Raw genomic sequence first — 6,997 nt, forward strand, 5'->3', positions numbered from 1 at the left:
CCGAGTCTTGAGTAGGGGTCACCCGTCACCGTGCACTGCTATTAGGTCTTGAGCATTGCTCGGTCGTGGTCACACATGCTGCAGTGCCCCTCTTCGACCTGGGGCGGGACAGACAGAGGCGGGTGACCTGTTCAGCGATGACGAGTGTGACGCCGGTTGGCAGGACGAGGAGTTGTACGTGTGGTCACCCCTTATCGTTGAGCTATAAGGATATCGTTGAGCTATAAGGACGGGCGCGCACCCGCTCGGGGTGACGCCGACCGAGTGGAGCGGGGGTCGCATATGGACGCCAGCCTGACCGCAGCGGAGATCACTCCTTACGTCGTGACCGCGATCGGTGCCTACGGGACCGCGGTGCTCACTCGCGCCAGGGACCAGGCAGCGGACGCCACCGTTTCGCTCGGGCGGGAGATCCTGCAGCGATTCGCACGGCGGAACCGGCATGGGCAGGAGCTTGAATCCGTCGTCCGCGATGTGGCGGAGGATCCTCAAAACCCCGCCATCCAGGAGGCCTTGCGCGGACAGTTGCGCCGCATTCTCCAAGGAGATCCTGAACTGGCCGCCGAACTCGGTACGCTGCTCGCCCAGTCGGGCGCGCGCTTCACGACGCTGGGTGAGCGTGCCGTGAACGTCGGGCACATGACCGGCGGCAATATCGTCACCGGCGATCACAACCGGATCAACGGGTGACCGACGCTTCCCTCTCGGGCGACCGCTGGGTGGCTGCGGAGCGCATCATCGACTCCGTCGTGGTGACTGGTGACGGAAACATCGTCATCTACTACGCCGACGGCGGCCACGCCGAACCCGTCGCTCCCGCCTCCCTCGCCGATGCCGAGCGCCTGCTGTTCGGGCCGGTGCCGACTGCCCCGACGTCCCGACCGTGGACCTGGCTCACCCCGGAAGCCGGACTGCATCCCCTGGTGCGCCGGCCAGAGGAGTCGAACCTGGTCGAGTGGGCACGCGACGGCCGTGGAACCGCGTTGCGACTCGTCTGCGCCCCCTCGGGGCAGGGCAAAACCACCCTGGCCCTGCAGGTCTGTGCCCGGCTCCGAGATCTGGGCTGGACAGCCGGTGTTCTCGACCTCGAACGGGCTCCCGCCCCCTACGCCGCCAACGCGGCAGCGATGGCCGGGTCACTCGCCCGGTCGGCTCGGCACTGGGACCGTCAACTCGCCGCCGTCGCGGCTCTTCCGCGACTGTCCGGCCGAGCCCTGCTCGTGGTCGACTCTGCCGAGGTGCACCGATCGCGGATCGAGGAATTGCTCCGCACAGTCACCGAACTCCCCACTGCGCAGGGCGTGCCCCCCGTGAAGCTGCTCCTGCTCGCCCGGGACACCGGAGAATGGTGGGAGGAACTCTCCATCGGCAGCCACCGCCATCACTGGATCGAGCGGCGGGTGACGCGGTTGGCGCCCGTCATGGAGGGGATGGGCACCGCCGGGCTGGGCGAGATGTGGCGGGACGCGACCGCGGGGTTCACGCGGGCTGCGGAGCAGGCCGGAATGAGCCTCGCCCCTGGATCAGCGGACTTGATCGCCGAGGGCTGCCCCACCGTCGTCCCGACCACTCTGCATCTGTACGCCGCAGCTCTCCTGCGCATCCTCGACGCCGTGGAAGGCCGGGCCACCTCGCTGGAATACCGGGACCACCCGATCACCGGGCTGGTCGAACACGAACAGCGCTATATGACAGGCGCGTTTACCGCCGCCGGTGTGCCCATCAGCCATGACCGCGCGCGCCTGCTCCTCGCGCTGGTCTGCCTCTACGCCCCGCCGGATGAGCCAGCCGCGCTGCGGACGCTGGGGCGCGTCGAGACCACGGTGGCGCAGGGCGATCTCGCCAGGATGGCAAGACAGTTGCAAGCCCTCTACCCGGGTGGTGGCCGATCACTGTGGCGGGCCCCCGGACCAGACCGCCTGGCCGACTCGGTCCTGTATGCGCTAGCGGCCGGGAGCCGATCGGATGTCGAAGCAGAGGGTCTGTTCCGCACTCTGTGCGGAACAGACGACTGGTTCGAGGGCAGGGATTGCGCCCGCGTCCTGATCAGAGCGCTGGGAACGGCGGAAGAGGAACCGACGGTTTCACCGACGGTCTCCCAACGCGTCGGCGGGGCTGTGAGCGCGTTGATTCTCGACCACCCGCGGGGCTACGTGCCCGCCGCGCTGGAAATGGCCGCGGACCGGTTCGAACAGCAGATCCGCGCAGCGGTCGCCGGGCGCGGCGCAACCGCTCCCGCGTCCCGGCTGGGAGTCGGGGAACTCGAGGCACTCGACGTCCTTCTCGGTTCCACGGCGGGCAGCGACAGCCGGGCCCAGATCGCCGTCGCGATCTCCGACAGACTCGTCCATGCTGTGCCGGAGGCATGGCAGGGCACCGGGCCCTGGCATGCGAGCGAGCAAGTGACGAGACTCGTTCGATACGCCCGTGCCCTCCGGCGGACCGACGACCTGCAGCGCGCCTCCAGCGTGGCGAGTGAAGCGGTGACCCTGGTTCGCCGGATGCTGGAGTCCGGTGACGCGGCGGCCAACGGACGTATCGCACAGAGACTGTCACGAGCGAGCAGCGAACTGGCCGAGGCAGGCATGGACGACGCGGCACTCGAACTCAGTACCGCCGCGGTGAAGAGCGCCTGGTCGTCGCTGTCCTCTCCCGAGCCCCTGGACATCGCGGAGCGTGCGGCGATCCTGAACAGCCACTCCCAGCGGCTGTACGTGCTTCGACAGGCGCACGCCGCCGTGGAGTGCTCCGCGGAATCGCTGTCGCTGTATCGCGAGGCGATGCAACAGAGCCCCGGGCGCAACGAACTGGAGCTGGCCGGCGCACATGCCGACTACGGCATGAAGCTGCGGGCGGCGCGCCGTCCACAGCAGGCGGAGCCTCATCTTGCCGACGCTCTCGCCGCCTACCGGCGGCACCTTGCAGCCGACGACCGGCCGGGCACCCGCCACGGCCTAGTACAGATATTGAGCGCGTACGCAGCGGTCCTGCATGATCTCGGGCGGACGAGACAGGCGATCCTCCATGCCGAGGAAGCGGTGGAACTGCAGCGTGGACTGGCCGCGCATGACCCCGATGCCACCGTGGACCTTGCGGCCACGCTCAACCTGCTGGGGGCGACCCTCGCCGAGACCGGCTCCAAGGAGGCGGGGTGCCGCCACTTGGAGGACGCCGTCAGCTTGCTGCGAGGCATGCGCGGCAAGCCTCGCGTGACGGAGGAGCTGGCGAGCGCGCTGGCCAACCTCGGGACTCTGTACTCAGAGTGCGGCGATCCGGCACGGGCGGTGAGCCTGCTCGAGGAAGCGTTGGTCCTCAAGGAGACCCGGGGTGCGCGCCTCAACGGGGCGGTCGACGACCTCAAAGCGACCGCACACAACCTTTCGCTGGCCCTGCGCCAGGTGGGAGACGACGCACGGGCGCAGACGGTGCGCGCCCGGTTCGTGGATTCCCGAGGGGAAGGGCTGTCCCTTCCCGCCGTGCGGACAGCGGCAGAGGTCAAGGCCGAAATTCCCCCTGTGACCGAGGAGCTGAGGGCCGCGGCGCGGCGCATTCCCGGAGGTTCTCTGTACGCCATCGACCCCGGCTTCGATCCACAGGGCGAGGTGCCGGGGCACGGAATCCGGGGCGCGTTCCGCGTCGGCGCCGATGGCGAGATCACCGGATACGAGGCCAACGAACGCTATCGCCCCTCACCCACCGCGCTGAACTACCCGGCGCCCACAGACCCTGTGGACGAAGCTGCTCAGCTGGCCCTGACCGGCTATGGATCCGACTCGGCGTTGGAGCGTGCGCTCAAGTCGGCCACGGTCGCGGTGGCCAAGGCGGCCCCTGCTGCGACGGGAGCTCTAGAAGCGTCGGTCTTCACCTCGGCGAGCCACATTCCCGACGGCATCGCGGCCACCCGGATCTCCGGCGAGGAACTGCTGGCGTTGCTCCCAGCAGAGGCCGTGATCCACATCAACCCGGCCTCACCGGTCGCCTACCGGCTCGATCGGGCCGGCCAGGGCACGGAAGAGGCAGGGGAAAAAGTCCGGTCCCGTGAGAACACGTCGGCCACGCCCGCCACGGTGCCCTCGGAGACACCCCCGCAGCCCCCACCTCCGTCCGCTTTCCGAGCCGCGGCCCCGCCCGCGCCCGCCCTCCCAGAGGACGAAATCGCCCAGTTGTGCGCCCGGTACACCGACGGTGAGCCAGTACTCGGTCTGCTCACGGCTGCCCTCCGCAGAAGCCGCGTCTGGTATATCACCGCGGGCGGTAACCCTCACCGCCCCAGCATCGGCAAGATGTACGACGGCCGCTTAGCGGTCTTCGTCTACAGTTCGCGCGAGTACGCCTCGACCGAAGTGCTGAACTTTGACGGAGGGGCTCGGTTGTCCGAATCGATGATGAGCGACCTTCTGAAGAAGCTTCCGCCTTCGACCTATGTAGTGATCAACAACGAGGGACCTCATGCGCTGCAGATTCCCGCCTCAGCCCTGCTGGCCTACGGTTGATTCCAGGTCTCCAGACGGCCTCCTCGACCTTCTGGTGGAACGTCATGACCGTACGCAGGTTGTACGCTGCCGCGTGCTCCAACAGGGCGGTCTGCAGGAGGGCGAGGCGCCGGCCTCGCTGCGCTTCCTCCGATTTCCCGAGGACGGGGGAGGGGTCGCGGATCTCCAGGACGTCGATCTCGAAGCCCGCGAGGATTCCCCGCTCGATCGCTTCCAAGAGCCCGAGTTCGGCCAGCCATGGCCCGTAGGTCTGGGAGTCCTGGCCCATCGACGCGATCTCCAGCTCCTGGCCGCCGGCACCCTTCTGCGGCCGGGACGAGGCAAGGATGCGCGGGGTCGCGGTCAGATACAGCCGGAAGTCGGCCGGGATGCGGGCGTTGTCGTGGATCGCCGCCCACGGTCTCCCGAGATCACCTGCGGTTGAGTGGCTTCGTCCACGATGGCGAGGTCGAAACCGCTCATCTGCCGCCCGTACAGCCGCTCCCCGCCTGCCAGAGCGGCTTCCAGCGGCCCGCGAACCTTCCGCTGGCCCGGCCGGTGCGTCGATGTCCTCGCGGTCCACGAGGGAGGCATACGTGGCGAGCACGACCACAGGCCCGTGTCCGGCCCACAGGGCGAGCTGGGTGGGGTTGGTGGTGGTGCGCACCCCCAGCTCGTTCAGTACCGCGTCGTTCTCGAGCGAGCACACCGCGACCATCGGAGCCCGGTGGCCCACCAGGCGCCATGCCTGGGCGGTCTGCGCGAGCAGGTCCAGGGTGGGGACGGTGACGAGGATCCGGCCGCCCGGAAAGCAGTCCAGCGTGCACGCGGCGGCGGTGATCGTCTTCCCCGATCCGGTCGCGGACACGATCGTGCCCCGAGCCCCTTGAGCGGGCACAGATGATCTTGCAGGAAATCCGACCACTTTCGGAAACTCGACTTCTGGTCTACCTGGTGTTCATTGAATCCTAGACTTTTCCTTGCCTCCCCTTCAGGTATTCTCGCGGAATTTCAGGCGGCCGTGCGCGGGTAGTTGTAGGGCCGGTCGTCAATCCAGGTACGCCTATTGCACTTGTGCCAACCCTCCGACTTCTCCTCGCTCGGCGGGTCATAGCCCTCGGGGTCGCAGTGGCCGACCTTGAGAGTGCAGAGGATGACGTCGCCGGTGGAGTACTCGATCGTGCGGGCGTTGCACAGCCGGTCGGCGCCTCGCCCGGCGCCTCCAGGATCCGGCGGCGCTCCATGGTGTGCGGGTACGTGCGCGGCAGCACCGCGTCCCGGACGAACGCCTCCAGGCGCTCCAGTCCGGCTCGCTCACGCTGCCTCACGTCCGCGATATGTACGGCCAGTTCAGCGGCCCCGGCCGACCGGCCGGCCGTCACACCGCGACCAGTCCCGGTCGGCGATGCCCACCAGGGCCTCGCTCACGGCCATCACGCCCTCATCCCAGCTGTCCGCGAGCACCGGATCCCGGGAGGCTCGTGGACTGCTCGATGGACGACCTCATTGAGCCAGTGGCCTCGGTACTGGCCGCGATCGGGCTGATCCTCCCGGCGGTGACCGGCATCGCCCCGATCCTGGTGCCGCTCGTCGCGACGCGATCCCGACGAGGTGTTGCGCCGTCTGGCAGGCCTCCACGCGGACCGAACCGAGACCGGCGCCTTCGCCGAGGCGACCGGTGTGTACGCGGACCCGCTGCTTGCCGCTGGGTACCGGGCCCTCGATGACGAGTTCAAGGATGGCCCGTTCGATATGGAGGGCGCGGTGACCGCTGTGGCGCTCAAGATCGAGGACGAGAACGAGGCGCGGTGGATCGTCAACTGCCTCGACGCTCTTCAGGTATTCGACCGCGAGGACATCCAATTGCGCTTGGAATCGCTGTTGCGCCAGTGTGTGGCGCTCCGAGTGTGACAGTGTGTGACACGGTCCGGCCGCCGCGTGTCCGGGCGGCCGGTGGCCTTTCACGGTCGCCTTGCCGTTGCTGCGGCCGAGAGCAGCATTTCCCGTTGGGCGGCGTACCGCCGCGAACAGGTGGGCGTCGACGTTGCAGGGCTACCGATGAAGGGCACGGCCTTGGTCCGGGAACCCTTCCCGTTCCCGTAAGGTCCGGCTGGTGCAATTTCGAGGCCATTGTCGTCTGGATCAACCCGTGTGCAGTTGGGCAGTAATCGAGTCCATGTGTCGTGACCTGACCGGGTGTGCAAAAGTGAAGTGTGATGGGCGAGTTGACTAGGTGATGGCGGGGGAGTGCGGGCGTGCGCGGCGGGGTGATGCAGTGGCCCCGCCACAGCTGACACGGACGCACCGCATACTCATCGGCGTGGTCGTCGCCGGTGCGGTGGTCATCGCCGGCATCGGTTTCGCGGGTTCGTACGCGGCCGTTCGCTCACTCGCGCTCCAGAAGGGGTTCGGGAACTTCAGTTATGTGTTCCCGATCGGCATCGACGCGGGTATCTGCGTACTGCTCGCCCTGGACCTGCTGCTGACCTGGATCCGGATACCGTTCCCGCTGCTGCGCCAGACGG

General features: G+C 68.1%; 5 protein-coding genes. 4 read left to right on the top strand and 1 reads right to left on the bottom strand.

Annotated elements, in window-relative coordinates; translation table 11 throughout:
• Positions 1-282: 282 nt before the first annotated feature.
• Both CG723_RS45705 and CG723_RS45710 read left to right on the top strand, forming a co-directional pair.
• Positions 283-690: a hypothetical protein gene (locus CG723_RS45705; protein ID WP_100599464.1), complete on the top strand. Its 408-nt coding sequence runs from the start codon at positions 283-285 to the stop codon at positions 688-690.
• Positions 687-4,493: a type VII secretion system-associated protein gene (locus CG723_RS45710; RefSeq protein WP_100599465.1), complete on the top strand. Its 3,807-nt coding sequence runs from the start codon at positions 687-689 to the stop codon at positions 4,491-4,493. The genes CG723_RS45705 and CG723_RS45710 overlap by 4 nt, the downstream gene beginning before the upstream one ends.
• On the opposite strand, the gene CG723_RS45715 is transcribed toward CG723_RS45710, so the two are convergent.
• Positions 4,432-5,340: a DEAD/DEAH box helicase family protein gene (locus CG723_RS45715; RefSeq protein ID WP_159032739.1), complete on the bottom strand. Its 909-nt coding sequence runs from the start codon at positions 5,338-5,340 to the stop codon at positions 4,432-4,434. The two genes, CG723_RS45710 and CG723_RS45715, sit on opposite strands and share 62 nt — an antisense overlap.
• A 743-nt stretch (positions 5,341-6,083) precedes the next feature.
• Here CG723_RS45715 and CG723_RS45725 point away from each other — a divergent pair.
• Together CG723_RS45725 and CG723_RS45730 are read left to right on the top strand one after the other, a co-directional pair.
• Positions 6,084-6,383 (top strand): hypothetical protein, encoded by a 300-nt coding sequence (locus CG723_RS45725; RefSeq protein ID WP_199842148.1) that lies wholly within the window; start codon positions 6,084-6,086, stop codon positions 6,381-6,383.
• A gap of 364 nt (positions 6,384-6,747) precedes the next feature.
• Positions 6,748-6,997, top strand: a 250-nt coding sequence (locus CG723_RS45730) for a DUF2637 domain-containing protein (RefSeq protein WP_234374901.1), incomplete at its 3' end; no start/stop codon positions are given.

The organism is Streptomyces sp. CB01635, assembly GCF_002803065.1.
Lineage (GTDB): Bacteria > Actinomycetota > Actinomycetes > Streptomycetales > Streptomycetaceae > Streptomyces.